The sequence below is a fragment of the Halorubrum sp. SD41 genome, from assembly GCF_058630335.1.
The window spans coordinates 1-25,051 of record NZ_JBZVGZ010000031.1 but is presented as its reverse complement, the minus strand read 5'-3'; the positions used below and the strand labels follow the sequence as shown (position 1 = coordinate 25,051).

The window sequence follows — 25,051 nt, the reverse complement described above, 5'->3', positions numbered from 1 at the left end:
GCGAATCCGGTCCGTTTCGCCCGGCTGCCGGTCGTCACAGGCGCCGGAAAGAACCGCCATTATCGGACGTTCAAAACGATCACAGGCCCTACTGCGGGTGATGCCAGAAGACGTACTCGTCACGGCGGACTGGGTCGAATCGAACCTCGACGCGTTCCAGGACGACGACTCGGACCTCCGGCTCGTCGAGATCAACAACCCGACCGTCACCGACGAGTCGGAGTACACGCCCTACGAGGAGGGCCACATCCCCGGCGCGCTCAACTTCGAGTGGGACGCGGTGTTCACCGACGAGACCGAGCGCGACATCGTCTCGAAGGAGGACTTCGCGGCCCGGAACGGCGAGGGCGGCATCGACGCCGACACGACGGTCGTCGTCTACGGCGGCGGCCGAGTTCCGAACTGGTTCGCGCTGTTCGGCTACTGGATCTACAAGTACTACGGCCACGACGACATCCGCGTGATCGACGGCGGGAAGGGGTACTGGGTCGAGAACGACTACCCGCTCTCGACCGAGGAGCCCGACTTCACGCCGCGCGAGTACGAGGCCCGCGGCCCCTTCGAGAGCGTCCGCGCGTACAAGGACGACATCGACAAGGCGATCGAGGAGGGGATCCCGATGGTCGACGTCCGCTCGCCCGAGGAGTTCTCCGGCGAGGTCATCGCGCCCGAGGGGCTCAACGAGACGGCCCAGCGCGGCGGCCACATCCCCGGCGCGAGCAACGTTCCGATCGGCACCACGCTGAACGAGGACGGGACGTTCAAGAGCGCGGACGAACTCCGCGAGCTGTACGGCGAGGCCGGCGTCGACGGGAACGAGTCGACGATCACCTACTGCCGCGTCGGCGAGCGCTCGTCGATCGAGTGGTTCCTCCTGCACGAGCTGCTCGGCTACGACGACGTCCGCAACTACGACGGCTCGTGGACCGAGTGGGGCAACCTCGTCGGCGCGCCGATCGAGACGGGCGAGTAAGCGACGGTCGCGGAGCCGGTTTTTTTTTACAGCCGCGAGTAGTCGAGTCGGCCGCTCCTGTCGTTCGTCGGTACTCACTGTCCCGTCGTTCGTAAACGGTCGCCGACGGCACGGTCAATCCCCGACGACGCCGTTCGATCACTGACGACGGGTCACTGAACCGTCACCTGTTCCCGCTATCGCCGCTCCCACAGCGTCTCGATGCGGTTCTCGATCCTATCGAAGACGAGATCGAGTACGCCTCGGTGGTCCGGCGGCCACCGAGCGTCCTCCGCGTCGGTGCGGCTGGCGGCCGGTGGCGGGTGGAAGTGGTCCCGCGAGTTGTGCGCGTTCGGGTGCCGATCCCACCGGCACTTCCACGCGGTATCCCGTCGGTCTTCCTGATAGTGGACGGTGAAATCGTCGTTGCGGTACCAGCGGATCTCGAGGCGCGCGGCCGCCGATCCCGGGTAGTACTCCTCGGCCAACTCGACACGCAGGTGGCGGTTTCCCGTCTCGACGACCGTCGCGGACTCAACCGTTCGACTCCCCGAAAGTCGGGACCGTAACCGTCGCAACACCGACCGGTCTATCGGCGCGGGGCTCGCCCCGTCGTCCGTCGGCGCCATCGTCAGCCGTGCGACGGGGCCGCGGAGCCGGCGGCCTTCCGCCGAGCGCGTTCGTGAAGGCGGCGCTCCTCGACGGCGGTGGCCCAGTCGCCGAGATCCGCGTACACGTCGTCGATCCGCGCCGCGTCGAACGCGAGGGCGTCGACGTCGGCGGGCGAATCGGCGTCGTACTCGTCGCGGTACCCCTCTATCCGGTCGGTCAGTTCCGACACGCGGACCTGTAACTCGTCGACGGTGTGCTCGCGAGCGAGTTCGCTCACTCGCCGCCACTCGAAGTAGTCGTCGTTGCGCTCGTACCGGACCGGCCGCCCCTCGTGGCGAACGACGATCCCGAGGTCGGCGTAGAAGGACAGGTGCGTCCGCGCCGACTCGGCCGAGCAGTTCGCCCGCTCGGCGATTTCGGCGGCCGTCATCGGCTCCCGGGCGTGGAGTACCGCGCCGTACACGCGTTGCTTCGTGTCCTCACCCGCGAACGGCCGCTCGAACGGGGGCGGACCGTCTCGGTGCGTCCCGTCTCCCATACACCGTGTGCGGTGCTTACGCTATATATTTCTTTTTACAGCAGAATATGTTGGTCACGTTCGACTGCTGCGAACGAGGCTCACCGGTCCGGTGGGAGAGGTTTTCGCCCGCTAGTCGTCCAGCGACGCGACCGCGGTCCGCTCCGCGCCGATCCGGCGGTCGAGGAAGTCGTCGAGCAGCTCCAGCGATCGGATCTTCTGGTCGATGTCGCCGGAGCCGTGGCCCTCCTCGCCGAGCTCCTCGTACTCGTAGTCGTCGCCCTCCGCGAAGCCGGCGTCGTCAAGCGCGTCGCGGAGGATGCGGGCCTGCGAGACGGGAACCCGCGGGTCGTTGACGCCGTGGACGATGAGGGGGGGCGCGTCGACGTTCTCGACGTAATTGACGGGGCTGCGCTCGCGGTAGATCTCCTCGTTCTCGTCCGGCTCGCCGAGGTTCTTCACCATGAGCTCCGTCCGGAAGTGCGGCATGGTGTTCTCGTACATGTCGAACAGGTCGCTGACGCCGACCCACGTGACCCCCGCGGCGTACAGCTCCGGGTACTGGACCAGCTGCCAGTTGGCGGAGTAGCCGCCGTAGGAGCCGCCGTACACGGCGACGCGGTCCTCGTCGAGCCAGTCGTACTCGTCGAGGACGTGCTCGGCGCCGGTCGCCACGTCGCCCTGCTCGGCGCCGCCCCAGTCGTCGTACAGCTCTTGTACGAACTCGCGGCCGCGCCCCGTGGAGCCGCGGTAGTTCACCTGAAGCACGGAGTAGCCGCGCGACAGCAGGAACTGGACTCGGTAGCTGAACCGCCGCATGTCGTGGTGTCGCGGTCCGCCGTGGGGGTTGACGATCAGCGGCGAGGGGCGTCGGCCGGAGTCGAACAGCAGCCCTTCGATCTCGAACTCCTCGTAGGGGTCGTGGTCCACCGCCCGCGCCGGCGTCTCGGGGACGCCGTCGGAGGCGAACGAGACCGTCTCGGGCTCGACGAAGTCGTCCGGGTCGAACGGGCCGTACTCGGCGTCGAACAGGGTCTCCGTGGCGTCCGCGTCGAGGTCGTACGCGACGAGTTCGGGCCGTTTGCTCGACGTCGTCCGGTACGCGAGCAGGCGGTCGTCCGCCAAGCGGCCCTCCGTCACGTTCGCGACGCCGGCCGGGAAGTCGAGCTCGCGGCCCGCGCCGCCCTCGGCGTCGTAGACGACCGGAACCGTCACGGCGCCGCGCGTCCGGCTCGCGACGAAGCGGTCGCCGCCCTCGAGGAAGTGGCTCGCCGACTCCTCGAACTCGCCGGCGCCGAACCAGGTCACGTCCCCGGCGTCGCCGTCCCCGGCGTCGCCGTTCGCGTCGTCGCTGAGGTCGACGATTCCGGCGCGACCGAGGTCGGCGCTGTTGTCGGTGATCAGGAGGCGCTCGCCCTCGGGGCCCCAGTCCGTCGGAACGACCTCCGCGCCGAGGTCGCCGACCCCGATCTTCCGCGCGTTCGACCCGTCCGCGTCCGCGACGTAGACGTCGAGGTTCTCGTAGGTGTCCGTCTCGTTGGTCGCGTACGCGATCCGGTCGCCGTCGGGCGACAGCTCCCCGGCGTTGACCGCGCGCTCGTAGCCGGTGACCTTCGTCGTCTCGCCGCTCGGCACGTCGTGGCGGTAGAGGTTCATCTGGCCGTCGCGGCTGGAGCCGAGCAGGAGGGTCTCGCCGTCCTCGCCCACGTCGTGGAGACGGATCTGGCCGTCCATCTCGACGACGGGCTCGCTCTCGCCGTCGAGCGACATCGCCCACACGTCGTGCTGCTCGTCGCCGTCCTCGTCGCGGTGGTAGAACAGTCGGTCGCCGCTCGGGTCCCACTCGAAGCCGGCGCGGACCGACCGGGGGACGTCGCCGTCGCTGAGCTGCTCTAGGGAGCCGTCCTCCGGGTTACAGAGGTGAAGCTCGTTGCGGCCGGTCACGTCGTAGTAGAGGGCGACGGTCTCTCCGTCCGGGGACACGCGCGGGCTCGCGATCGTCGGGAGGGAGGCGAGCTCGCGCAGTACGTCGGTCTCGTCTGAGTCTGACATCCGTGTCAACACGGTGACGGCATCCTATTCAACGTTTCCGCCGCATAAATCCGCGGCGGGAGGGGATCGATTCGGGCGCGGTGCCCGCCGGTTCCATCCCCGCTGGAACTCCCCGCAGTCGGACCGGACGACCTCGTCGGCCCCACCTCGACGGGACCGCCTTCCGTCTCGAACGTCGCGACCCCCGCAACGACGTAGAGGGCCTCCTCTCGCACCTCGCGGCTGGGGCTTTGGCGGCGTTCACCGCGCAGTTGTCGATCGCGTGTCGCCGAGCGGCCGGAGCTTTGACGATGATCGACGCCGGTTCGGAGTCGACGATTTATAAATGGGCCCATCGCCCGACTCCGTCCTATCGCTCGCTCCGCACGCTGACCGTCTCCTGTTCGAACGCCTCCTCCTCGTCGCGCCAGCGCCACGACCCGACGAACGGGTAGCCGTCGAGCGCGCAGATGACGTACGAGTGGCCCGGCCACGTCGCCCGCGCGGCGTCCGTCTCGCTCGGGTGCGGCGGCCCGGTCGGGTGCGAGTGGTAGAAGCCGACCACGTCGAGACCGGCGTCCTCGACGGTCTCGATCAGCTCCAACTGCTCCTCGGGGTCGATCAGGTACCGGATCTCCGGCGTCTCCGCGACGTTCTCCGCCGCGTACGTCTCCGTGACGACGCTCGGCTCGCCGTCGTCGCCGTGTTCGCCGGCGAGCACGCCGCAGATCTCCGCCTCGCCGCCCTCGTACGCCCGGTACACGACCTCGTCGTACGCCGCCCGCGTGAGCTCGATCATACCCGGAGATGGCCCGACACCCGGATAAGTCCGTTCGGACCAGCAATGACTACGACTGGTCGGGGATACCGGCAGTCGCTGGCGAGGTGAGAACGTCGATCAAAACGTGAGTGCGGTTCGGCGGACCGGGCCGCTCAGAACGTGATGATCTCGTAGTCGTCGTCGACGAGCGAGCGGATGCTCGGGTGGCCGTCGTACTCGTCGAGCGTGACGAGCCCGGAGTCGGCGACGGCGTCCTCGACGCCGAACGCGCCGGAACAGAAGTCACAGACCGCGGCGTCGTCGCGGACCGCCTGGTAGAGCTCGTGGTAGTCGCTCTCCTCGTCTTCGAGCTCCGGGATCCACTGCGTCCCGGCGCCGTCGAAAATCAGTTCCAGCTCGTCGTCGTCGTTCTCCGCGAACTCCTTCGCCGCTTCGAGCGCGTTCGCGAGGCGACCGTAGTCGGCGTGCGACTCGTTACCGGCGAGGATCACGATTGCTGCTTTTGCCATCGTGCTCCGGCGTAGTTCGGGGACGGAGAAAACCCGTCCGCGGCTGTGTGTTGGGATCGTCGAACCGGCCACGACCGCGAGCGGACGGGCATCGCGCGGGGCCGGGCGGACCGCCTTCACCAGTCCCGCGAGACCGGCGTCTCGCTGGCGTTCGCGCGATCTAGCAGCCACGCCGCGGCCCGGTCGAGCGCGTCGTCGTCGGTCGCGGTCACCTTCAGCCGGTTGTGGTCCGCCTCGCGGTCGGGGTAGCAGCCGACAGCCACGTCGAACCTGTCCGTCGCCTCCGCTAAGGCGTCGATGATGTTCGACTCCGGCTCGACGGTGTAGAGGAACCGCGAGCGCCGGTCGCCCCCGAACTCGCCGGCGACCGCCCCGAACGTCGCCTTCAGCTCGTCGGGGATCCCGGGCATGACGTACACGTTCTCGACGACGCAGCCCGGCGCGAGTCCCGCCTCGGTCACCAGCGGGCGGCTCCTCTCGGGGACCGCCGCCTCGGCCGCGACGTCGACGTCGAACTCGCGGTCGGGGACGCGCTCGCGGATCGCGGCCAGCCGCCGCTCAACCGACTCGCGCGTGAGGTCGGTCGGGGCCAGCTCGCGGTCGAACGCGTCCGCGACTGCCTCCATCGTCACGTCGTCCGGAGTGCTGCCGATCCCGCCCGTGACGATCACGGCGTCGGAGTCGACCGCGTACTCCCGGACCCGGTCGGCGATCTCGGCGCGGTCATCCGGGATCGAGAGGATCCGCGACACGGCGACGCCGCGCTCGCTCAGCTCCGCGGCGAGCCAGTTCGCGTTCGTGTTCACCGTGTCGCCCGAGAGCAGTTCGTCCCCGACCGTGATCAGCGCGACCTCCATCGATCCGTCGTAGGGCCGGCGGAGGGATGTACGTTTCCCGCCGGGTTCGACCCGAATAATAATGAGGGACCGCGGCCTCGGTCCGGAGGTGACGCGCGACACCACGCGCCGCGCGGTCCTCGCGAGCGTCCTCGCGGCCGGCAGCGCCGGGCTGGCGGCGAGCGACGCGGCCGACCTCCTCGACTCGTTCGCCCCGCTGTCGGGCGAGGTGTGGGACGCCGCGGACCGGTCGCTCCCCGAGACCGTCGAGAGCCCGCACGGTCCCGCAACCGTCGCCCGCGACGAGTTCGGCGTCCCGCAGGTCGAGGCGGACGCGGAGCCGGCAGCGTACTTCGCGGTCGGCTACTGCCAGGCGTTCGACCGGCTGTTCGCGATGGACCTCCAGCGCCGCGCCATGCGCGGCCGGCTCTCCGAGGTCGTCGGGGAGGCGACCCTCGACAGCGACGAGTTCAACGTCGCGATGGGGTTTTCGGACGCCGCCGAGGCCACCTGGGACGTCGTCGCCGAGACGCGCGCCGGTCCGCTCGTGGAGGCGTTCAGCGACGGGGTCAACAGGGCGATGGAGGACCTCCCGCTCCCGCTGGAGTTCGAGCTGATCGGCTACGAGCCCGAGCCGTGGAGCCCCGTCGACTCGATGCTGATGGAGAAGCAGATCTCGTGGACGCTCACCGGGGGCTTCGGCGAACTGCGGCGCGCGCTCGTCGCCGAGCGCCTCGGCGCGGAGCGCGCAGAAACGCTGTTCCCGAAGCGGTACGACCACGAGGAGACGATCCTCGACGGGACGGAGACGCAGCTCGGCGAGGCTCGGGAATCCGCCCGCCCGGCGAGCGAGCGCGCGTCGAACGGGCGATCGGCCGGCTCCGTCGGCCCCGTCGACCCCGCCCTGACCGACTGGCTCTCCGGCTTCGAGTCGCCGACCGGCGTCGGCTCGAACAGCTGGGTCGTCTCCGGCGAGCACACCGAGAGCGGAACGCCGATCGTCGCGTACGACCCGCACCTCTCCTTACAGGCGCCGCCGCTGTGGTACGAGCAGTCGGTCGAGACGCCCGAGCGGTCGGTGCGGGGCGCGACGTTCTCCGGCGTCCCGTTCGTCATCGCGGGCGCGAACGACCGCGGCGCGTGGTCGTTCACCAACCTCGGCGCCGACGTGCTCGACTGCTACCGGTACGAGATCGACGACGCGGGCGACCGCTACCGGTACGACGGCGAGTGGCGCGACTTCGAGACCGACGAGCGCGAGACGATCCCGGTCGCCGGCGGCGAGGACCGCGAGCTCCGGGTCCGACGGACCGTCCACGGCCCGCTGATCGAACGGGAGGGGCGGACGGTCGGGGTCGCGTGGACCGGCCACACCGCGACGCGCACCACGGCCGCCATCGAGGCGTACGGGCGAAGCGAGGGGGTCGACGACCTGCTGGAAGCGACCCGCGACTTCGATCTTCCGACGCAGAACCTCGTGTACGCGGACGCCGACGGCCGGACGCTCTACTACGCGACCGGCCGGCTGCCGATCCGGCGGATCGACGGCGAGGTCGTCGACGGCGACCGGATCTTCGACGGCTCCGCGGGCGAGGGGGAGTGGACGGGGTTCGAGCCGTTCGGCGAGTCCTCGTGGGAGGGGTTCGTCCCGTTCGCGGAGAAGCCGCACGCGATCGACCCCGACGTCCTCTCGACGGCCAACCAGCGCCCGATCGACGACCCGGCCCACTACGTCGGCGTCGACTACGCGGCGCCGTACCGCGGCGCGCGGATCGCGGAGCGGCTGGCCGAGCGAGTCGATGAGGGTGAGCCGACCGATCCCGACTTCCACCGCGCGCTCCAGAGCGACGTGCGCGACGGCCGCGCGGCCGAGCTCGTCCCCGAGCTGGTCGAGGCGGTCCGCGACCGGCACGGCTTCGACTCGGACGTGATCCGCGCCGCCAACGACCTCGACGAGTGGGACTACCGGATGCGACGCGACTCCGGCGCCGCGCTGATCTTCGCCCGGTATCTCCCGAAGTTCCGCGAGCGCGTCTTCGGCCCCGCCTTCGACGACGCCGACCTCGGCGAGTCCTACTACCCGAGCGACTGGACGCTCGCGCGGCTCCCCGCCGACGACCCGCTGTTCGACGGACGCCCCCGGGGCGCCCTCGCGGTCGCCGCCCTCCTCGACGCGCTCGACGAGATCGACGAGGCGGGGTGGGACCGATACGGCGACTACAACACCACCCGCGCGATGACGCACCCGCTCGGCGGCGAGGCGCCGTTCCTGAACTACGCGGAGCTGCCGGCCGACGGCTCGCCCGCGACGGTGAAGAACTACCGCGTCGAGTCGTCGGTCGGGTCGAGCTGGCGGATGGCCGTGCGACCGGGGACCGACGCGACCGCGGTCCTGCCGGGCGGGAACTCCGGCGACTACTTCTCGGAGCACTACGACGACCAGCTCCGGCGCTGGCTCGACAACGACCAGCGCCCGATGCCGCTCGGGCCCGGCGGCGAGCCGGCGGTGCGGTTCGAGCCGTCGACGGAGGGGTCTCAATGATCGATCTGACCTCGCTCGGCGACCGCGTCAGGACCGAGCCGCGTCCGCACGCGGTCGCGGTGGTCGCCGCGCTCGTCGCCGGCGTCGGGCTCGCGTCGGTCCACTGGCTCGGGCTGATCGCGGCGGGCGCGCTCGCGTCGCTCGCGGCGCCGACGGTGCGTCGGGGGGCGGGGTACGCGCTCGGCGCGGGGGTAGTCTGTCTCGCCGCGTTCGCGGTCTCGCTCGGCCCGGCGGCCGGCGCGGCGTCGGACATGTTCCCGGTCGTCTACGTCACGGTCGGCGCCGGACTCGGGCTGCCGCTGTTCGGGTCGCTGGCGCGCGCCGCGGCGGCGTGAGTGTCAGTCGAGGCGTTCCAAGTCGGTCACGGTCTCGTCGGTCTCGACGTCGCCCGTGTTGCGCGTCTCGCTCGGCTCGAAGAGGAGTATCTCTGCCTCGGGCTCGGCGACGGGCCGGTGTTCGGTCCCGCGCGGGACGATCGCGAACTCGCCTTCCTCCAGCACCGCGTCCGCCTCCTCGCGGAACTCGATCCGGAGCCGTCCCGCGTTGACGAGGAACAGCTCGTCGGCGTCTTCGTGCTGATGCCAGACGAACTCGCCGTCCGCCTTCGCGAGCTTCACCGCCTGCCCGTTGAGCTCGCCGGCGAGCCGCGGCGACCACGTCTCGTCGAACGAGTCGAACGCGTCGGCGAGGGACACCTTCTCCATACCGTCGGTCCGGGGCGGAGCACCAAAGTCGCTGCCCTCGGCGGAGGTCTATGTACGTCTCCGGAGCCGCACCGACCCCTCCGTGTCGGCCGATAGGGCTCATATAAGCGTTTAGGGGCGAAGTCGCCGTGCCGAGAGGTATGGCAGCGACTCACGCGGACGAGGAGGGCGATCCGATCCGGGCGGCACGGGCCGAGCTCCGCGTCGAGCGGCGCCGAGTCGTCGACGAGCGCGAGGCGTTCCGGGCGTTCCGCGGCCGCGTGTCGTCGATTCCGGACGAGAGCGGGACTCCCGGCCCGTCCGACCCCGCCGCAACTGACGGGTTCGCCGGCGTGGGCGGCGCGGTGAGCGACGCGGTCGGCAGCGGAACGGGAGGTCGCGGCGACGTGACGGCCGCTCCCGGCTCGCGGCTCGTCGCGGTGCGGGACGCGTACCGCGCCACCGTGATGTCGGTCCCGCACTACGCCGAGGAGTACGACGACACCTACGAGCGGAGCGTCGCCGAGGAGTTCGGCCCGGAGCTCGCGTACGCGCTCACCAGGACGGACTACTTCCACGAGGAGTACAAGCGCTCCCTGCTGAGCGCCGTCGAGACCGCGGTTCAGGAGCGCGAGGCGTTCCTCGACGCCGTGGAGTCGGAGACCGAGTCGGTCGAGCGCGCCGGATCCCGCCTCGAACCGATCCGGCGGGAGATCGAGGCGATCGACGACGAACTCGGTGGAGAGGGAGGCGACGCAGCGGGCGCCGGGTTCGGCGCGCTCGACGCCTGCCGGACTCGGACCGCGGCGCTCCGCGAGGACTGCGACCGGATCGCGGCCCGCCGCCAGCGCGTGCTCGCGGACCACGAGCGCCGGCTCGCGCTCGGCGACGCGATCGATCTCCCGGGGTACTGCTACCAGGACCTCGACGTCACGTACCCGGTGTTGGCGGCGGTCGGCTCGGTCGGCGATCAGCTGGAGGCGCTCAGGGGGCGCATCGAGCGGGCCATGGCGCGAGCTCGCTGATTGGTCGGTTCGGGTGAACACCAGCGAGCGTGCGTATTCCGCTTCAGTTGCGGTCGATACGGATGCGCGACGATAGTTATAAACGAAGGCGGTCCAGCGGTGAATCCTCCGAATTCACAGCCGCTCATTTATAAATGGTTGCCGGGAGATCGACGGCGAACATCTCCAAAGCCCCAGTCGCGAGGACTCGCGCGGCTCGCTGCGGTCCTCGGTCGGTCGCTAACGCTCCCCTCCCTGCGGTCCTTGCGTCGTCACCAGAACGCGAAGCGTTCTGGTTGGCTCACGAGAGCTCTGCTCTCGTGAACGCCGTGCTTCGTCCTCGCGACTGCCCCTTTGAGCCCCACCCCGCACCACCGGAAGACGTTCCTGCTCGCTCCCTTCGGTCGCTGCGCGGGCTGCGACTTCCGTGCTCCCGCTCGCTTCGCTCGCGGGAACGCACCGCACAACACCTCTCGCCTCCCCAGCCTCGTCGGTCGCCGTCGCTTCGCTCGGCGACCGACTCCCTCGCGCGTGCCGTCTCGCGGCCGCCGAGGGCGGCCGCTCGCAGGCACGCGCCACCGCCTGAGCCTATAAATAATGGCGCCGCCGCTCGCAGTCACTTATAAATCGAGGCCTTCCATCGACGGTCTCCGCCGACGATTCCGACCCGGTAACACCCGTGTCCGCGCCGATTCAAGTCCCTCCGGGGCGTATCCGAAAGTATGACAGACGAATCCGACTCCGCAGGCGCCGGAACCGAGGACGGACCGACCCCCACCCCCGGGATCCACCACGTGACCTGCGTCGCGGGCGACCCGCAGCGCAACCTCGACTTCTGGGTCGAGACGCTCGGCCTCCGCCTCGTGAAGCGCTCGATCAACCAGGACGACCCCGGAACGTACCACTTCTTCTACGGCGACGCGGAGGGCACGCCCGGCACCAGCATGACATTCTTCCCGTGGACGGACCTGCCGGACGGCGATGTCGGCGCCGGCCAGGTCTCCCGGACCGCGTTCCGCGTGCCCGAGGGGAGCCTCGACTACTGGGAGGCGCGGTTCGACGAGCGCGGCGTCGACCACGACGACCGCGAGGAGCGCTTCGGCGAGACGGTCCTTCCCTTCCGCGACCCCGACGGGCTCCCCGTCGAGCTGATCGAAGTCGAGGTCCCCGACGACGACCCGACGACGGCGTGGACCGCGTTCGTCCCCGAGTCGGCCGCGATCCGCGGGTTCCACTCCGTGACGCTGTGGCTCGACGACGCCGAGCGCACCGAGCGACTCCTCCGCACGATGGGGCTGGAGGCCGAGGCGACCGAGCGGGACGCCGCGACCGGGACCGACCGAACGCGCTTCGCCGCGACCGGCCCCGTCGGGAAGTACGTCGACGTGGTCGAGACGGACCGGAAGGGAAGTTCGGGCCGCGGCACGGTCCACCACGTCGCGTTCCAGACGCCGACCGACGCCGACCAGTCGGCGATGCGCGACGCGGTCGCGTCGATGGGCCTCCGCCCGACCGAACAGATCGACCGTCACTGGTTCCGCTCGGTCTACTTCCGGGAGTTCGCGGGCGTCCTCTTCGAGCTCGCCACGTCGGACCCGGGGTACGCGAGCGACGAACCGCTCGACGAACTCGGGGAGCGGCTGGTGTTGCCCGGACGGTTCGAGGACCGCCGCGACGAGATCGAGTCCGGCCTCGCCGACGTGACGGTGCCGCGGTCTGACGCGGCGTTCGCGGCGAACCGCGCGGACTGAGGGGGTTCGCGGCGAACCGCGCGGACTGAGAGGGTCCCCGCCGAAGCACTGCCCGCCCGAGACCGATCCTTCTAATCGCGCGGCGCCGAACGCCCTTCCATGACCGAGGACCTCGGCACGCCGGTGCTGGACAATCACCTCCACCTCGACCCTCGGCACGGCCGCGGGATCGAGGCCGTCGAGGAGTTCGCGCGGCTCGGCGGCACCCACCTGCTCGTGGTGAACAAGCCCTCGTGGCTGCTCGGCGTCGAGCCGGACGAGCCGGCCGACTTCCGGGCCGTCTTCGAGGAGACGCTGGAGACGGTCGCGTCGGCGACCGAGGCGCTACCGGGGCGCGCCTGGCCCGTCCTCGGCGTCCACCCCGGGCTGATCAGCCGGCTCGTCGACGAGCGCGGCTTCTCGCCGGAGGGCGCCCGCGACCTCATGCGCGGCGGGCTGGCGGTCGCGAGCGAGTACGTCGCCGACGGCGAGGCGCTCGCGCTGAAGTCGGGGCGCCCGCACTACGACGTGAGCGACGCGGTCTGGGAGGCGTCGAACGCGGTCACGCGGCGCGCGTTCGAGCTGGGCGCCGAGGTCGACTGCGCCGTCCAGCTCCACACCGAGGCCACGGAGGACCTGACCGACCTCGCCGCCGTCGCCGAGGCGGTCGGCCTCGACCCCGCGAAGGTCGTCAAACACTACGCGGCCGGCGAACTCGCGGGCGTCACCCCGAGCGTGATGAGCGACAAGGAGCGGCTGGAGCGGGCCGCCGAGTCGGGCGAGCCGTTCCTGATGGAGACGGACTTCGTCGACGACCCGGACCGCCCGGGGATGGTGCTGGGCCCGAAGACCGTCCCCCGGCGGGTGCGCTGGCTGCTGGATGAGGGGCACGACGAGGCGGTCCGGCGGGCGCACGTCGAGACCCCCCGCGCCGTGTACGGAATCGACACCGAGGCGACGCTGGAGAGAGAGCCCTGATTCCGGGATTCACGCGGGTGAGACACGGTCTCGGGCGGCGATCGATAGGAAAGGCATTTGAGTAGTCCGGGCGACGTACGGGACATGACCGACGACGACGCCGTTGAAACGTTCTATACCGACGAACGCTGGCAGAACTGGCTCGACCGGCTGGCCGAAGAGGATATCGACCCCGAGAACGAGGACTCCGCGCGGCTCCTCTTAAACCTCCAGGACGACGCCGCGATCGCCGTGGTGAAGGTGCTGGCCGCGTTCGACGACGGCCGCATCGACGAGGACCGCGCCGTCGAGGAGGTCCGCGACATCCGCGAGATCGTCCTCGACGACGTCGAGTTCGACGACGAGGACAAGGTGATGCTGATCGACGGCGTCCAGACCTCGCTCGTCCCCGTCTTCTACGCGGCCGAGGAGTACGTCGTCGGCGGCGTCGTCGACGGCGACGTGAGCGAGTTCGTCCGCGCGGCCGCCGAAGCCGAGGAGGGCGACGACCTCGACGCCGCGCTCGGCTACGTCGTCCAGGCCGGCACGCGCGTCATCGACGGCGAGACGCTCGACATCGAGCTCGTCGAAGAGCTGGAGTACGGCCTCGTCTCCGAGTGGGTCAACGGCCTCGACTCCCTCCAGTCGGCCATCGAGGACCCGGAAGTCGTCGAAGAGGAGGACTGAGCGGCGGGCGGCGGGCGGGATCTCGGGCTGTTCAGAACGAACGGTCCGGTGACGCCCTGCGGTCCGGGACTGACCGGTTCGTCTGATGGGAACCGCGACGCCCGGAGGAAGAGTTATCCCGAGTCTCGTCGAGCCCCTTCCATGGACCTCCGTCGCAACCTCTACGCGGCCGCGTTCGTCGGCGCGTCGCTGTCGTACATCTTCAACGTCCTCGCGTTTACCGGGACGTTCGACGCGTTTCGCTGGGTCGTGTTCGCCGCCGTCTTCCTCGGATTCACGTACGGGTTCGAGAAGTTCATCGGGTGGCAGACCGACGCGGCCTGATCTCGGCCGCCGACCGCGTCCCGGTATCCGTGCTGCTCGCCGTCGGCGACCGTCGGACTCGGCGGCAGCGGGTGAACCGTTTTGAGCGCGCGCGACGTTGGCCCCCTATGGTCTCTCTCGCGACCGGACTGGCGATCGCGCTGCTCGTCGTCTGGACGGCCAGCTCGTTCGTCCCGCTCGTGCCGGGCGGCGTCCTCGCGGCGCTGACCGTCGTCGGCTACGCGTACACCACCGGGTTCGCGGAGCCGGGCCTCGCCGTGGTGGTCGCGCTCGTCCTGGTTTCGCTGCTCGCCTCCGCCGCGGACGTCGCGTCGGGGATGGTCTCCGGGCGGCTCGGCGGCGCGTCGACCCGGACCGTCGTCGTCGGGACGCTGGTGGGAATCCCGCTCCTGATCCCGCTCGGCCCGATCGGGCTCGTCGTCGGGCTGGGGGGCACCGTCTTCGTCGCCGCCCTCGACGAGCACGACGGCGACGCGCGCGAGGCCGCTCGGCAGGCGGCGTACGCGGTGGTCGGCGCCCTCGCCAGCGCGTTCGTCCAGGCCGTCCTGCTCGCCGGCGTCACGGTCGCGTTCGCGCTGGCGGTGCTGTGAGGCGACCGGGAGCGCGCCCTCCCGTCCCTTCCTCACGCCGCCACGGAGAACAGCAGCAGGTTGTGCGCCGCCGGGCCCAGCCCCATCGCCGCGACGAAGCCTAAGAGGAGGTACCCCTCCGCCGGCTCCTCGCGGACGTACGCCGCGAACAGCCACACGACGGCGCTCGCGACCGCGAGCTTCACGAGGAGGAACAGCCACCCCTCCCCGATCACCGGGAGCGACGGCAGTCCGCCGATTTCGAGCAGGATCCGCGAGAGCGGCGTGCGCTCGCCGAAGCCGAGCTGCGTCGTCCCCACCGCGGTCGAGACGCCGTCGAGCGCGTGGCCGAACACCGCGAGCGCGCCGACGGACCCGGTGACCGCGGCCTCGGGCCGAAATCGGGTCAGACCGGCCCACGCGCCGCCCGCGACCGGGAGCGTGAGCGCGAGCGCGACGGCCGACCAGCGCGCGCCGGCGGGAGAGAGCCCCGTCCCGACCGCGACGGCGACGACCGGGAGGAGACAGAGCGCGCCCGCGGCCGCGAGCGTCGCCGCGACGCGGTCCGGACGCGAGGCGTCGGCGGCGAGCCACGCCGCGCCCGCGAGCGTTCCGACCGTGAGGTAGACGGTCGGCGAGCCGGCGAAGGGGGCGAGCAGCGGCGGGAGCGCGTCGAGGACGTAGAGGACGTGAGCCGCGGAGCCGAGCGCCATCCACGGGGCGAGCGCGAGCACGCGCCGGGCGGTGACGGAGGGGCGACGGCGGCGGAGCGCGGCGACGACCGCGCCGGTCGCGAGCAGGACGGCGAGGAGGTGGGGGAGGGGGGGAAGCGTCGTGCCCGCCGGGAGGAGGCCGCCGACCATCAGACGGACAGGACGGGCTGGCTCGCGTACAGCAGGACGTACTCCGCGGCCTTCCCCAGCACCTCGCCGGGGTCGCCGGAGACCGGCTCGCGCGGGACGACGATGAAGTCGGACTCCAGCTCCTCGGCGGTGTCGAGGACGACGCTCCCGGGGTGGACGGTCTTCACCGAAGTGGAGAAGCCGTACGCGATGGAGTTGCTGTGGGGGACTCCGGCCGCCTCGGCGCGGCGCGCGACGGAGTCGGTGAACGCCTCGGAGTCGTCCGCAACCTCGCTCTCGTCGACCACGCCGTGGTCGATGGCGCGGACGACCTCCTCGTCGAGGACGTACAGCGCGTGGACGCTCGCGCCGTACTCGCTGGCGACCGCGATGGCGTAATCGACCGCCTCGTGCGACTCCTCGCTGCCGTCGACGGGCACGAGGACGAGGTCGATGTCGAGATCGGTCATACCCGTCCCGTCGTCGGGGGAGGTCAAAAAGCCCGCCCCAACGGCGCCGGCGGCGGCCCGAACTCGACGACGGCGAGCGCGGTACCGCTGTCGGCGGCGGTCGCGGCCCCGCCCGACTCAGTACCCCGACAGCTCCCGCTGGCCGGCCTCCCGGCGCTCGGCCGGCGGGACGTTCGTCGCGACGATCTCGTCGACCGCGTCGCGGTTGCCGGCGTCGCTGTTGATCGCGCGGGTCGCGTCCTCACGGTCGACGCGGAAGCCCGCGTCGGCGTACGCGTCGTACATCACGCCGCTGTTCGAGAGCACGACCCACACCCCGGCGTCGTCGAGCTCGCCGGCGACGTCGAGCAGCCGGCGCTGGTCCTCGCGGTCGAACCCCGACGCGCTGTACTCGTTGAAGTTCGCGGTCGCGCTCATCGGCTCGTAGGGCGGGTCGAAGTAGACGAGGTCGCCGGGCTCGGCGGCGTCAAGGACGTACGCGAAGTCGCCGTTGCGGATCTCGGCGTCGGCGAGCAGGTCGCTCGCGCGACGGACCCGGTCGCGCTGGACCCAGTCGGGGTCGGTGTACCGGCCGATCGGGACGTTGAATCCGCCGTCCGCGTTCTCGCGGTAGAGCCCGTTGTAGCAGGTGCGGTTGAGGTACAGGAGGAGGGCGGCCTCCTCCAGCGGGTCGAACTCCCCCTCGTACGGCCGGCGGTTGAACCGCGCGCGCTGCTGGTAGTAGTAGGCGTCCACGTCGCGGCCGCGCGCCGTCTCCTCGGCGTACGGGCGGGCCGGGTCGGGGTCGCTCTCGGGGTCGTCGAACTCGGCGAGCCGCGAGAGCAGCTCATCGGGGCGGTCGCGGACCTGCTCGTAGAAGTTCACGAGCCGCGGGTTCGCGTCGTTGACCGTCGCGCGGGCGGGTTCGAGGTCGAAGAAGACGGCGCCGCCGCCGACGAACGGCTCGTGGTAGCGGCCGAAGTCGGCAGGGAACCGGGCGTACAGCTCGTCGAGCAGCTGCCGCTTCCCGCCGGCCCACTTCAGGATCGGCTCGGCCATGCTGTCGGGTGTCGCCCGCGGCCGGGGATAAACGTCTCGGGCCGCGTCCGCGGCGGGCGGCTCTGCGGCCGTCGCGTGCCGACCGTCGGTCTCGGCCGAGCGCTCGGGCCGGTCAGTCGTCGGAGGGCTCCGGCTCCGGCATCGGGAGGTCGTCGACGTGCGCCGCGGCCTCCTCGAAGTTGGGACCGGGCTCGATCGTCCCGGCCTCGCGGTCCCACTCGATGTAGCCGGCCTCTTCCAAGGCCGGAAGGTGCGTCTCGCGGAGTTCGGCGGCGATCTCGTCGGCCCGCCCGCGAACGCGCAGATCCGCGACCGTCTCGACGGCGTCGTCGGCGAGGCCGGCGACCACGCGCCTGCGCTCCGACGCCGCGACGGCGACCGCTGGATCGGTGGTGGGAGTATCGAGTGTCATCGTGTGTCTTTGTCCGTATCTACGAGAGCAGTCGAAACGAAATAAAAGCACCGCCGAGTCGCGTTCCGGGGAGCCTCTCCGTCGGTCCCCCGATAGGCGGATTCGGCTCCCGGGCCGTGAGCGCGGTTCGCGGCGGCCGACTCCGCGCGACCGGGGTTTCGCCGCCGTCCCCGAGACCACTTCACAGATTTTTGAGAGGTATACTAATAGATACCATGGTACAGCTTACACCGCATGAACAACCGTTTCAGATGTTTTACGTGCTTGTCCCGTGATACCATTTCTCAAAACCTATATGGAAAGTGAAAGGTTTTAGTCGGCGGAGCGTGTACGGAGAGATATGTACCAAGGTTCTATCACCTCGGCGGAGGCGAACCGGCCGATCGGCTCCGAGTCGCCGCCGGGAAGTCGCTCGCCGCTGGGGACGCTCGCGTTTCTCGCGCTCGTCCTCGCACCGTTCGTCGCGTTCGCGTACCCCGTCGCGACAGTCGCGCTGCTGACCGGCACCGTCGCGCTCGCCGTCCTGTCGCGGTCCGTCCTGCGGACCCTGCGCCGGCGCAGCGGGCGCGTCCAGACGCTCACGCTCCCCGGGCTGGGGACCGTCGAGTACCGGATCACGACGAACTGACGCGACCGCACGACCGAAACGCCGGCGAACCCCTTTTCGAAAAATCCGTCTCCTCGCAGCGACGCCGCGACCGATCGGGCGCCGTCCTGATCCTCTCGCCTTCGATTCTCCCTAAATCCCGTACGCGACGCGCTCGCCGACGTCGAGCCCGTTCGCGATGGCGGCGTGGAGCCGCCCCTCGCCCGCGACCCAGTCGCCGAGCAGGTACAGCCCCGCGTCCCGCGCCGAGTCGACGGGCCCGCGGTCGACACCGCCCTCTGGCTGCGCGTAGCGCCACCCCTGGTGGTCGGTCCAGTCGGGGTCCGCGAGCCGGTCGTCGCCGACGATTTCGGCGGCGTGGTCGGCGAGCGCGGCGACGTTCTCGGCCGGGTCGTCGTCGTAGCGGGCGTCAGACCACGCGTCGTTCGCCTGAACGACGAGCAGGGTCTCGCCGTCGGGGACGTGGCCGGCCTTACACTCCTCGCGGGAGATCCAGCCGACCGCGTGCTCCTTGTCGGTGTTGACGAGCGCGTAGTAGGGGACGTCGAGCGCGAACGGGTAGCGGAGGACCGCGGTCCAGACGCTCCGGTACTCGACCCCGTCGACCGCCTCGACGAGCGTCTCGCGGAGCGGGTCGTCCCACTCGGCGGTCCGGAGCAGCTCGGCCGTCTGCGGCGCCGGCGGGTTTAAAAGTAGCACGTCGAACGGACCGTGGGTCTCGCCGTCGGCGTCGTCGAGCTCCCAGCGAGGGTCGTCGCCCGCTCCGCCCGCGGCCTCGACCCGCCGAATCGTCTCGACTCGGGTCCGTCGGTGGACGGTCGCGTCGGTGCGGCCGAACAGCCGCTTCGCGATCTGGGTGAGCCCCCGCCGGTAGCTCCACTTGTGCTCGTCGGCGTCGCGCCCGGGCGACACCTCCCCGTCCGCCTCGAAGGTGTACACCGGGTCCGTCACGTCGACGAGCCCCTCGTCGTCGAGCGTCTCGGTGATCAGTTCGACGACGCGGTCGTCGTCGCTCTTCAGGTAGTTCGCCCCGTAGTCGTACGTGAGATCGCCGTGGCGTCGGGTCGCCGCGCGCCCGCAGAGCCCCCCGGACTTCTCCAGCACGGTCACGTCCGCGTCGGGTACGGTGCCGTCGACCACGAACGCCGCCGCGGCCGCCCCAGCGCCCGCGCCGACGATGCCTACGTCAGTCACACCGTTCGTTGGGGTCCGACCCACTTAACCGGTCGTCTCGCGGCCGCTGGCGACGCGCGCGGCGGCGACCGAAAGGCGGTCAGTCGTCGGCGCCGACGACCAGCACGGGCGTGGACGCGCGCCGCTGGACCCGGGTGGGAACCGTCTCGGGGTGGACGAGCCGGTCGAGGCCCGTGCGGCGGGCCGAGCCGACCACGATCAGGTCCACGTCGTGGACGTCGGCGAAGTCGAGCACCTCCTCGTGGGGCGTGCCGTACCGGAACCGCTCCGCCACGTCGACGCCGACCGCCTCGCCGCGGGCCGCGGCGTCCTCGACGAGCGCCTCGCCGGCGCGCTCGCGGCGCTCGACGACCACGTCCCAGCCCTCGGCCGTGTCGACGACGTACAGCGCGTCGACCGTCGCGCCGTGGGCGGCGGCGACGTCCAGTCCCGCGTCGACCGCGGCGCGCCCGGCCTCGTCGTCGCCGGTAACGACGAGCACGCGATCGAAGACGGACCCGACGCTGTCGTCGTCCGAGGCGGCGACTCCGCCGGTCTCGACGGTCTCCGCGGGCGCGGTCGAGTCGGCGGACTCTGCGGTCGTGGACGGGTCTGCGGTGCCGGGAGCGTCGGTGGTGTCGGTGTCGGCGGACATGTGTGGGAGGCCTCGCCCCGTCGCGGGGTTCGGTCGTGTTCGGTTCGACGTACGTGCGGCCAACAGTTAACGATTTTCGACAGTATAGACGATTATCATTATCTATCCGCGCTATTCTCGGAGTACACACCGTTTCTCTACAAATAAACACGATATTCCTCCACAAACAGCAATTCGGACTGCGCGCAGGCTTCGAGAGTTACCGTACGCTTCGCCCGAAACCGGTCGAAGAACCGTTCATCGACGCGGCGAACTCTCCGGACGTTCGTTTTGGAATCTATCGATCGACACGACGAATAATAGGTATTAGCACACTCATTACACGGACCATGTCGAAGTACCTGTATAATGGGCATGCTTTTATAATTTTGACTGAACCTGTTCGTGTCGTCAACATATGACGGAAGAAAATTCGAATGTCGCCACCGATGTGGGAAGAAACGTGACATACAGGATCAATCGCGCTCGTTCGGTGTTCGGTGGACTGCGGGACGGGGGAACGCCTCGGGGGGTACGTCGTGCTGCCAGTTAACCCGATTTACGCCGGTCTGGCGGCGCTTCCGCTGCTGTTGCTGCTTTTCACTCTCGTGGTGTTGCGGTGGCGGGCCCACGAGGCCGCGTCGGTCGGGATGTTCTCCGCGGCCGCGGTCGCGCTGACCGCCTACGGGATGCCCGCCGAGGCGCTCTCCGTGGCGAGCGCGAAGGGGGTGTGGGACGCGGTGTTCGTCCTCTACGTCATCCTCCCGGCGCTCGTCTTCTATCATGTGATCGAACGGGCGGACGGGTTCGAGGCGCTGCGCACGCGGATCACGGCGTTCACCGACAACGAGCTGTTCCTCGTGCTGGCGTTCGGCTGGGTGTTCGTCTCGTTCATGCAGTCTATCTCCGGGTTCGGGACGCCCATCGTCGTGGTGGCGCCGCTGCTGCTCGCGCTCGGCGTGAAGCCGGTGTACTCGGTCGCCATCCCGCTCATCGGCCACGCCTGGGCGAACACCTTCGGCACGCTCGGCGTGGCGTGGCTGGCGCTGGTCCAGGTCACCGAGATGCAAAGCGTCGCCGTCACGGCGCTCGCGCTCGCCGTCCTGCTGTGGATCCCGAACCTGATCGCCGGGTTCTCGATCGCCTGGATATACGGTCGGATGGAGGCGGTCCGGTACGCCGCCCCGATGATCCTGATCGTCTCGCTGATCCACGGCGGCGGCCAGCTGGCGGCGGTGACCGTCATCCCGCCGGAGTTCGCGAACTTCTTCGCGGCGACGGTCGGCCTGCTCGCGCTCGGCCCGCTCGCGATGTGGGACCGGTACGCGAGCGCGACCGACGCGATCGGGAAGCGGCTCGTGATGACTGAGTCCCCCACCCCCGCCGCGGAAGGTGACGGGACGGGCGCGGTCGCCGACGGCGGCGTGGCGACGCCCGCCGAGGCGGCCGAGCCCGACGAGGGGCTGATGAGCCTCTCGCTCGCGGCGCTGCCGTTCGCGGCCCTCGCCGCGATCGCGTTCGTCACCGCGGTCGTGACCCCGCTCGGCGACGCGCTCGGAAGCCTCCAAGTCGGCCTGCGCTTCCCCGAGATATCGACCGGGCTCGGCGTCGTCACCGAGGCGGCCGCGCCGTACTCGCCGTTCGCGCCGCTGTCGCACCCCGGGACGTTCCTGCTCGTCAGCGCGCTCGTCGCGTTCGTCGCGTACCGGCGCGGCGGGCACTACGAGGACGCCGCCGCGCGGGCCGAGGCCGATCGGTCGGGCTTCACTCGGGCGGTGCTGGCGACCGCGATCCCGGCGTCGATCGCGGTGATCTCCTTCCTCGTCATGGCGAAGCTGATGGACCACAGCGGGCAGGTGCTCGTCCTCGCGGAGGGGACCGCGAGCGTCGCGACGCCGAATTCCTACGGGTTCCTCTCCCCGCTCATCGGCTCGCTCGGAGCGTTCATGACGTCAAGTAACACGGCGTCGAACATCCTGTTCGGCGGGCTCCAACAGCAGACTGCCGCGCAGCTCGGCGGCATCTCCGAGGCGCTGATCCTCGGCGGGCAGAGCGCCGGCGGCGCGATCGGCAACGCGATCTCGCCGGGCAACGTCATCCTCGGGACGACCGCGGCCGGGATCGTCGGCCGCGAGGGCGACGTCCTCCGAGTGACGATCCCGTGGGTCGCCGCCGTCGGCGCGCTCGTCGGCCTCGCGATCGTCCTGTTGAACGCCGCCGGGCTCCTGGGGGTGGCCTGAGATGGGCGTCCTGGGTCGGTACACGCTGGCGTTCGCCCTGATGGCGCTTTCCTTGCCCCTGATCAGCTACGGTTCGACGGCCGAGGTCGCGGCGCTCTGGGCGGTCGGTCTCGCGATGCTGACCGTCGGAGGGCTGATCCCCCCGGCGGTCCGGTTCACGGCGGCGGACCCGGACGCGCTCTGAGGACCCGCCGCTCGGGGTCGGCTCGCCCGCGGATCGACGAGGCAAGTACGACCCCAACGACGCGTTTTAATCGATCAGTCCGAACAGTACCGGTACGAACGCGAGCGGCGCGACGGACCGGCCCCGCACTGCGATCGAGGCACACGACATGACACCGAACACTACCACGCGGTCGACGAACGACGATGGGTAACGACGAATCGGACGCCTCGGCCGCCGAGACCGACGGGACGAGCGGCGACGGACCGACGGGCGAGACCGACGGCGGGTCGGCCGGCGGGGTCGACTACGCCGCGCGCGCCGCCGACACGCTCGGCTTCTCGCGGTGGTGGCAGATCGCCGCCGCGGCCGGGATGATGGCCGCGGTGAGCCCGTACCAGTACGTCTGGTCGTCCATCTCGCCGGCGCTTTCAGAGGGCCTCGACATCGCGCTGCCGGCGCTCGGCGCGGTGTTCTCGTTTTACGTGGTGTTCCAGTCGCTCTCGCAGTTCCCCGCGGGCAAGTGGCGCGACAGCCGCGGCCCGGGCGCGCTCACGTTCCTCGCGGCGCTGCTCGCGGGCGGCGGGTACATCGGCCTCGCGTACGCGACGAGCCTCTGGCAGCTGTACCTGTTGTACTCGCTGGGCGCGGTCGGCGTCGGCATCGTCTACACCGTCGCGGTCAACACCGCGGTCAAGTGGTTCCCCGACCGCACCGGGCTGACGACCGGCGTCGGGACGATGGCGTTCGCCGCCGGCAGCGCCTTGGTCGTCCCGTACGTCCGGGCGAACGCGACCGTCTCGGCGTACAGCGACGTGCTCCGCAACATCGGGATCGGCATCCTAGTGATCACGCTCGTCGGCTCGTTCCTCCTCCGTGACCCCCCGAAGGACTGGCTGGACCGGAAAAACGGCGACGGCGACGACGGCGACGGCGACGAAGGGGACGGCGGTGACGGCCTCGCGGCGTCGATCCGCGGCCGCAACTACTCGACGCGCGAGATGCTCTCGACGTGGCAGTTCTGGCTGCTGTACGCGATGTTCGTCGCGATGGCGAGCGCCGACCTCATCGTCATCGCGAACGTGGTCCGGTTCGCGGAGAACTTCGGTCTCGCGGAGCTGATCGCGACGCTCTCGGCGACGCTCCTCCCCGTCGCTGCCGGCGTCTCGCGGTTGATCCTCGGCGAGGCGACCGACCGGTTCGACCGCAAGCGCGTGATGGCCGGGTCGTTCCTCCTCGCCGGGCTGTTCCGTATCGGCCTCGTCGGCGCCGGGGAGGCCGGTAACGGCGCCGTCTTCGTCGCGTTCGTCCTCGGGGCGATGTTCTTCTCCTCGCCGCTGTACGTCTTCTTCCCCTCGCTGCTGGCCGACTACTACGGCGCGGCCAACTCCTCGGGCAACTACGCCGTCCTGTACACCGCGAAGGTCGGCGGCGGAGTCTTCTCCGGCGTCGTCGCCGGCTACCTGGTCGCGACGATGGGCTGGAACCCCACCTTCATCCTCGGCGGGGTGCTCGCGGTCGCGGCGGGGCTAGCGGTGTTCGTCCTCCGCCCGCCGAGCGGTTCGGGGCTGAAATCGACGGAACCGCAGCCGGCGGACTGATCGGGACGGACTGCCTCACCGCCGCACCGCCGCACCGCCGCCCTCCCAGTTCACCGCAGCAGCCGACTTCGCTCGCCGCCACCGGGCGCCTTTTTGCCCGCGCGCGCCTACTCGGGGTAATGGAACAACCCACCGCAGCCGCCGACCGCGACCTGTTTCCCGCGCCCCGCTCCGAGGTCTTTCAGGACCAGGGGAAGTTCCGCACGCGGTTCAACTTCCCGGGGCGAAACCTCCCGGACCGCGACGACCACGGGTACGGGCCGCTCTCGACGGTCGTCGAGTCGTTCATGGACCCCGGCACGCTGATCCGGATGCACCAGCACCGCGACGAGGAGATCGTCTCGTGGGTGCCTGCGGGCGTGATGCGCCACGACGACCGCGAGGGCAACGAGCTCGTCACCGACTCGGAACACCTCCTCGTGATGAACGCCGGGTCGGGGTTCTGGCACGCCGAGGAGACGCTGGCGGACGACCCGCCGCTGCGGATGCTCCAGATATTCGTCCGCCCCCAAGAGATCGGGTTGGAGCCCGGGATCCAGCACGGCCCGCTTCCCGACCCCGAGCCGAACGAGTGGCGCCGCGTGTTCGCGCCCGCGGGCGCCGACCACCCGTTCACCGTGCGCAACGCGGTCGACTGCTACGACGTGCGCCTCGACGCGGACGCGGCCGCGACGCTCCCCGAGATCGAGGGCCGCGACGCCTACGTGTACGTCTTCGAGGGCGCCGCCGAGGTCGGCGGCGCCGACCTCGACGAGACGGAGAGCGCCCTGTGGACCGGCGACGGCGTCCCGCCGACCGTGACCGCGGGCGACGAGGGCGCGACCGTCGTCGCCTTCCTCATTGACCCCGACGCGCCGGTGACGCGGCAGGGGACGATCGGGCGGTAGGGGACAGCGGAGGTACGTGCGCCACCGCCGGACGCGATACAGTATTTAAATAACCAGGAGCGACGACGACGGTTGCTTATAAACCGCTGTGCGGTGGCGCGTGCCTGCGAGGCCGCCACGCGGCCGAGCAGCACGCGCGAGGGAGTCGCTGGGGGACGGACGCCCCCGGGACGAGGGTGGGGAGGGGTGAGGGTGGGTGGGGGTTGGTGCCGGGGGGGACTCAAAGAGGCGGCCCGTGGGGAGGGACAGC

27 protein-coding genes are annotated in these 25,051 nt (G+C 70.5%); 14 read left to right on the top strand and 13 right to left on the bottom strand.

Annotation, left to right across the window (positions count from 1 at the left end):
* Positions 1-100: 100 nt before the first annotated feature.
* A complete protein-coding gene (locus AC4NMM_RS13485) occupies positions 101-973 on the top strand; it encodes a sulfurtransferase (protein ID WP_491924480.1) in 873 nt (290 codons plus the stop codon).
* A 176-nt stretch (positions 974-1,149) separates the two neighbouring features.
* Here AC4NMM_RS13485 and AC4NMM_RS13480 read toward each other — a convergent pair whose 3' ends face one another.
* From AC4NMM_RS13480 to AC4NMM_RS13455, 6 genes are all read right to left on the bottom strand, one after another.
* On the bottom strand, positions 1,150-1,581 hold the full coding sequence (locus tag AC4NMM_RS13480; RefSeq protein ID WP_096395695.1) for a toxin-antitoxin system TumE family protein: 432 nt from the start codon (positions 1,579-1,581) through the stop codon (positions 1,150-1,152).
* A 2-nt stretch (positions 1,582-1,583) separates the two neighbouring features.
* Entirely contained in the window at positions 1,584-2,102 is a 519-nt protein-coding gene (locus AC4NMM_RS13475) for a DUF7342 family protein (RefSeq protein ID WP_096395693.1), read from the bottom strand.
* Between the two features lie 111 nt (positions 2,103-2,213).
* The gene (locus tag AC4NMM_RS13470) at positions 2,214-4,133 is read right to left on the bottom strand and encodes a S9 family peptidase (protein WP_491924479.1); all 1,920 of its coding nucleotides are present in this window, start codon (positions 4,131-4,133) and stop codon (positions 2,214-2,216) included.
* Between the two features lie 349 nt (positions 4,134-4,482).
* Positions 4,483-4,911 carry a desampylase gene (locus tag AC4NMM_RS13465; protein WP_096395689.1) on the bottom strand — a complete coding sequence of 143 codons (429 nt, stop codon included), beginning with the start codon at positions 4,909-4,911 and terminating at the stop codon, positions 4,483-4,485.
* 134 nt (positions 4,912-5,045) lie between these two features.
* A complete protein-coding gene (locus tag AC4NMM_RS13460) occupies positions 5,046-5,402 on the bottom strand; it encodes a DsrE family protein (RefSeq protein ID WP_096395687.1) in 357 nt (118 codons plus the stop codon).
* Positions 5,403-5,518: 116 nt separating this feature from the next.
* Positions 5,519-6,259, bottom strand: a complete 741-nt coding sequence (locus tag AC4NMM_RS13455) for a competence/damage-inducible protein A (RefSeq protein WP_096395685.1) — start codon at positions 6,257-6,259, stop codon at positions 5,519-5,521.
* 88 nt (positions 6,260-6,347) lie between these two features.
* On the opposite strand from AC4NMM_RS13455, the gene AC4NMM_RS13450 reads away from it, so the two are divergent.
* Positions 6,348-8,780, top strand: a complete 2,433-nt coding sequence (locus AC4NMM_RS13450; RefSeq protein ID WP_491924488.1) for a penicillin acylase family protein — start codon at positions 6,348-6,350, stop codon at positions 8,778-8,780.
* Positions 8,777-9,115: a hypothetical protein gene (locus AC4NMM_RS13445; protein ID WP_096395683.1), complete on the top strand. Its 339-nt coding sequence runs from the start codon at positions 8,777-8,779 to the stop codon at positions 9,113-9,115. Before AC4NMM_RS13450 ends, AC4NMM_RS13445 begins: the two co-directional genes overlap by 4 nt.
* 3 nt (positions 9,116-9,118) lie before the next feature.
* Here AC4NMM_RS13445 and AC4NMM_RS13440 read toward each other — a convergent pair whose 3' ends face one another.
* Complete coding sequence (locus tag AC4NMM_RS13440; protein WP_096395681.1) at positions 9,119-9,484, bottom strand: cupin domain-containing protein; 366 nt, start codon at positions 9,482-9,484, stop codon at positions 9,119-9,121.
* Positions 9,485-9,624: 140 nt separating this feature from the next.
* Here AC4NMM_RS13440 and AC4NMM_RS13435 point away from each other — a divergent pair, with 140 nt between their 5' ends.
* From AC4NMM_RS13435 to AC4NMM_RS13410, 6 genes are all read left to right on the top strand, one after another.
* Complete coding sequence (locus AC4NMM_RS13435; RefSeq protein WP_096395679.1) at positions 9,625-10,488, top strand: DUF7260 family protein; 864 nt, start codon at positions 9,625-9,627, stop codon at positions 10,486-10,488.
* 701 nt (positions 10,489-11,189) lie between these two features.
* Positions 11,190-12,218, top strand: coding sequence for a ring-cleaving dioxygenase (locus AC4NMM_RS13430; protein WP_096395677.1), 1,029 nt, complete (start codon positions 11,190-11,192; stop codon positions 12,216-12,218).
* Positions 12,219-12,317: 99 nt separating this feature from the next.
* Positions 12,318-13,175: a TatD family hydrolase gene (locus AC4NMM_RS13425; RefSeq protein WP_096395675.1), complete on the top strand. Its 858-nt coding sequence runs from the start codon at positions 12,318-12,320 to the stop codon at positions 13,173-13,175.
* An 84-nt stretch (positions 13,176-13,259) separates the two neighbouring features.
* Positions 13,260-13,841, top strand: coding sequence for a DUF2150 family protein (locus tag AC4NMM_RS13420; protein ID WP_491924478.1), 582 nt, complete (start codon positions 13,260-13,262; stop codon positions 13,839-13,841).
* 141 nt (positions 13,842-13,982) lie between these two features.
* Positions 13,983-14,165: a hypothetical protein gene (locus AC4NMM_RS13415; RefSeq protein ID WP_491924477.1), complete on the top strand. Its 183-nt coding sequence runs from the start codon at positions 13,983-13,985 to the stop codon at positions 14,163-14,165.
* A gap of 107 nt (positions 14,166-14,272) precedes the next feature.
* The gene (locus AC4NMM_RS13410; protein WP_491924476.1) at positions 14,273-14,755 is read left to right on the top strand and encodes a DUF456 family protein; all 483 of its coding nucleotides are present in this window, start codon (positions 14,273-14,275) and stop codon (positions 14,753-14,755) included.
* Between the two features lie 32 nt (positions 14,756-14,787).
* Here the strand turns inward: AC4NMM_RS13410 and AC4NMM_RS13405 are convergent, their stop codons facing one another.
* The 4 genes from AC4NMM_RS13405 to AC4NMM_RS13390 form a co-directional block, all read right to left on the bottom strand.
* Positions 14,788-15,597: a DUF63 family protein gene (locus tag AC4NMM_RS13405; protein ID WP_491924475.1), complete on the bottom strand. Its 810-nt coding sequence runs from the start codon at positions 15,595-15,597 to the stop codon at positions 14,788-14,790.
* Positions 15,597-16,046 (bottom strand): universal stress protein, encoded by a 450-nt coding sequence (locus AC4NMM_RS13400; RefSeq protein WP_004595210.1) that lies wholly within the window; start codon positions 16,044-16,046, stop codon positions 15,597-15,599. The genes AC4NMM_RS13405 and AC4NMM_RS13400 overlap by 1 nt, the downstream gene beginning before the upstream one ends.
* Before the next feature lie 117 nt (positions 16,047-16,163).
* Positions 16,164-17,084: a DNA adenine methylase gene (locus AC4NMM_RS13395; protein ID WP_491924474.1), complete on the bottom strand. Its 921-nt coding sequence runs from the start codon at positions 17,082-17,084 to the stop codon at positions 16,164-16,166.
* A gap of 112 nt (positions 17,085-17,196) precedes the next feature.
* Positions 17,197-17,496 carry a DUF7344 domain-containing protein gene (locus AC4NMM_RS13390; RefSeq protein WP_096395662.1) on the bottom strand — a complete coding sequence of 100 codons (300 nt, stop codon included), beginning with the start codon at positions 17,494-17,496 and terminating at the stop codon, positions 17,197-17,199.
* Positions 17,497-17,836: 340 nt separating this feature from the next.
* Here AC4NMM_RS13390 and AC4NMM_RS13385 point away from each other — a divergent pair, with 340 nt between their 5' ends.
* Positions 17,837-18,124, top strand: coding sequence for a hypothetical protein (locus AC4NMM_RS13385; protein ID WP_096395660.1), 288 nt, complete (start codon positions 17,837-17,839; stop codon positions 18,122-18,124).
* Between the two features lie 111 nt (positions 18,125-18,235).
* Here the strand turns inward: AC4NMM_RS13385 and AC4NMM_RS13380 are convergent, their stop codons facing one another.
* Both AC4NMM_RS13380 and AC4NMM_RS13375 read right to left on the bottom strand, forming a co-directional pair.
* Positions 18,236-19,297 (bottom strand): NAD(P)/FAD-dependent oxidoreductase, encoded by a 1,062-nt coding sequence (locus AC4NMM_RS13380; protein ID WP_491924473.1) that lies wholly within the window; start codon positions 19,295-19,297, stop codon positions 18,236-18,238.
* 79 nt (positions 19,298-19,376) lie between these two features.
* A complete protein-coding gene (locus AC4NMM_RS13375; RefSeq protein WP_491924472.1) occupies positions 19,377-19,931 on the bottom strand; it encodes a universal stress protein in 555 nt (184 codons plus the stop codon).
* Between the two features lie 518 nt (positions 19,932-20,449).
* Between AC4NMM_RS13375 and AC4NMM_RS13370 the strand changes: the two genes are divergently transcribed.
* The 4 genes from AC4NMM_RS13370 (at position 20,450) to AC4NMM_RS13355 (ending at position 24,801) form a co-directional block, all read left to right on the top strand.
* Positions 20,450-22,150 (top strand): L-lactate permease, encoded by a 1,701-nt coding sequence (locus tag AC4NMM_RS13370; protein WP_096396277.1) that lies wholly within the window; start codon positions 20,450-20,452, stop codon positions 22,148-22,150.
* Position 22,151: 1 nt separating this feature from the next.
* The gene (locus AC4NMM_RS13365) at positions 22,152-22,334 is read left to right on the top strand and encodes a hypothetical protein (protein ID WP_096395654.1); all 183 of its coding nucleotides are present in this window, start codon (positions 22,152-22,154) and stop codon (positions 22,332-22,334) included.
* Positions 22,335-22,519: 185 nt separating this feature from the next.
* On the top strand, positions 22,520-23,914 hold the full coding sequence (locus AC4NMM_RS13360) for an OFA family MFS transporter (protein ID WP_096395652.1): 1,395 nt from the start codon (positions 22,520-22,522) through the stop codon (positions 23,912-23,914).
* 119 nt (positions 23,915-24,033) lie between these two features.
* Positions 24,034-24,801 (top strand): pirin family protein, encoded by a 768-nt coding sequence (locus AC4NMM_RS13355; protein ID WP_491924471.1) that lies wholly within the window; start codon positions 24,034-24,036, stop codon positions 24,799-24,801.
* Positions 24,802-25,051 lie beyond the last annotated feature (250 nt).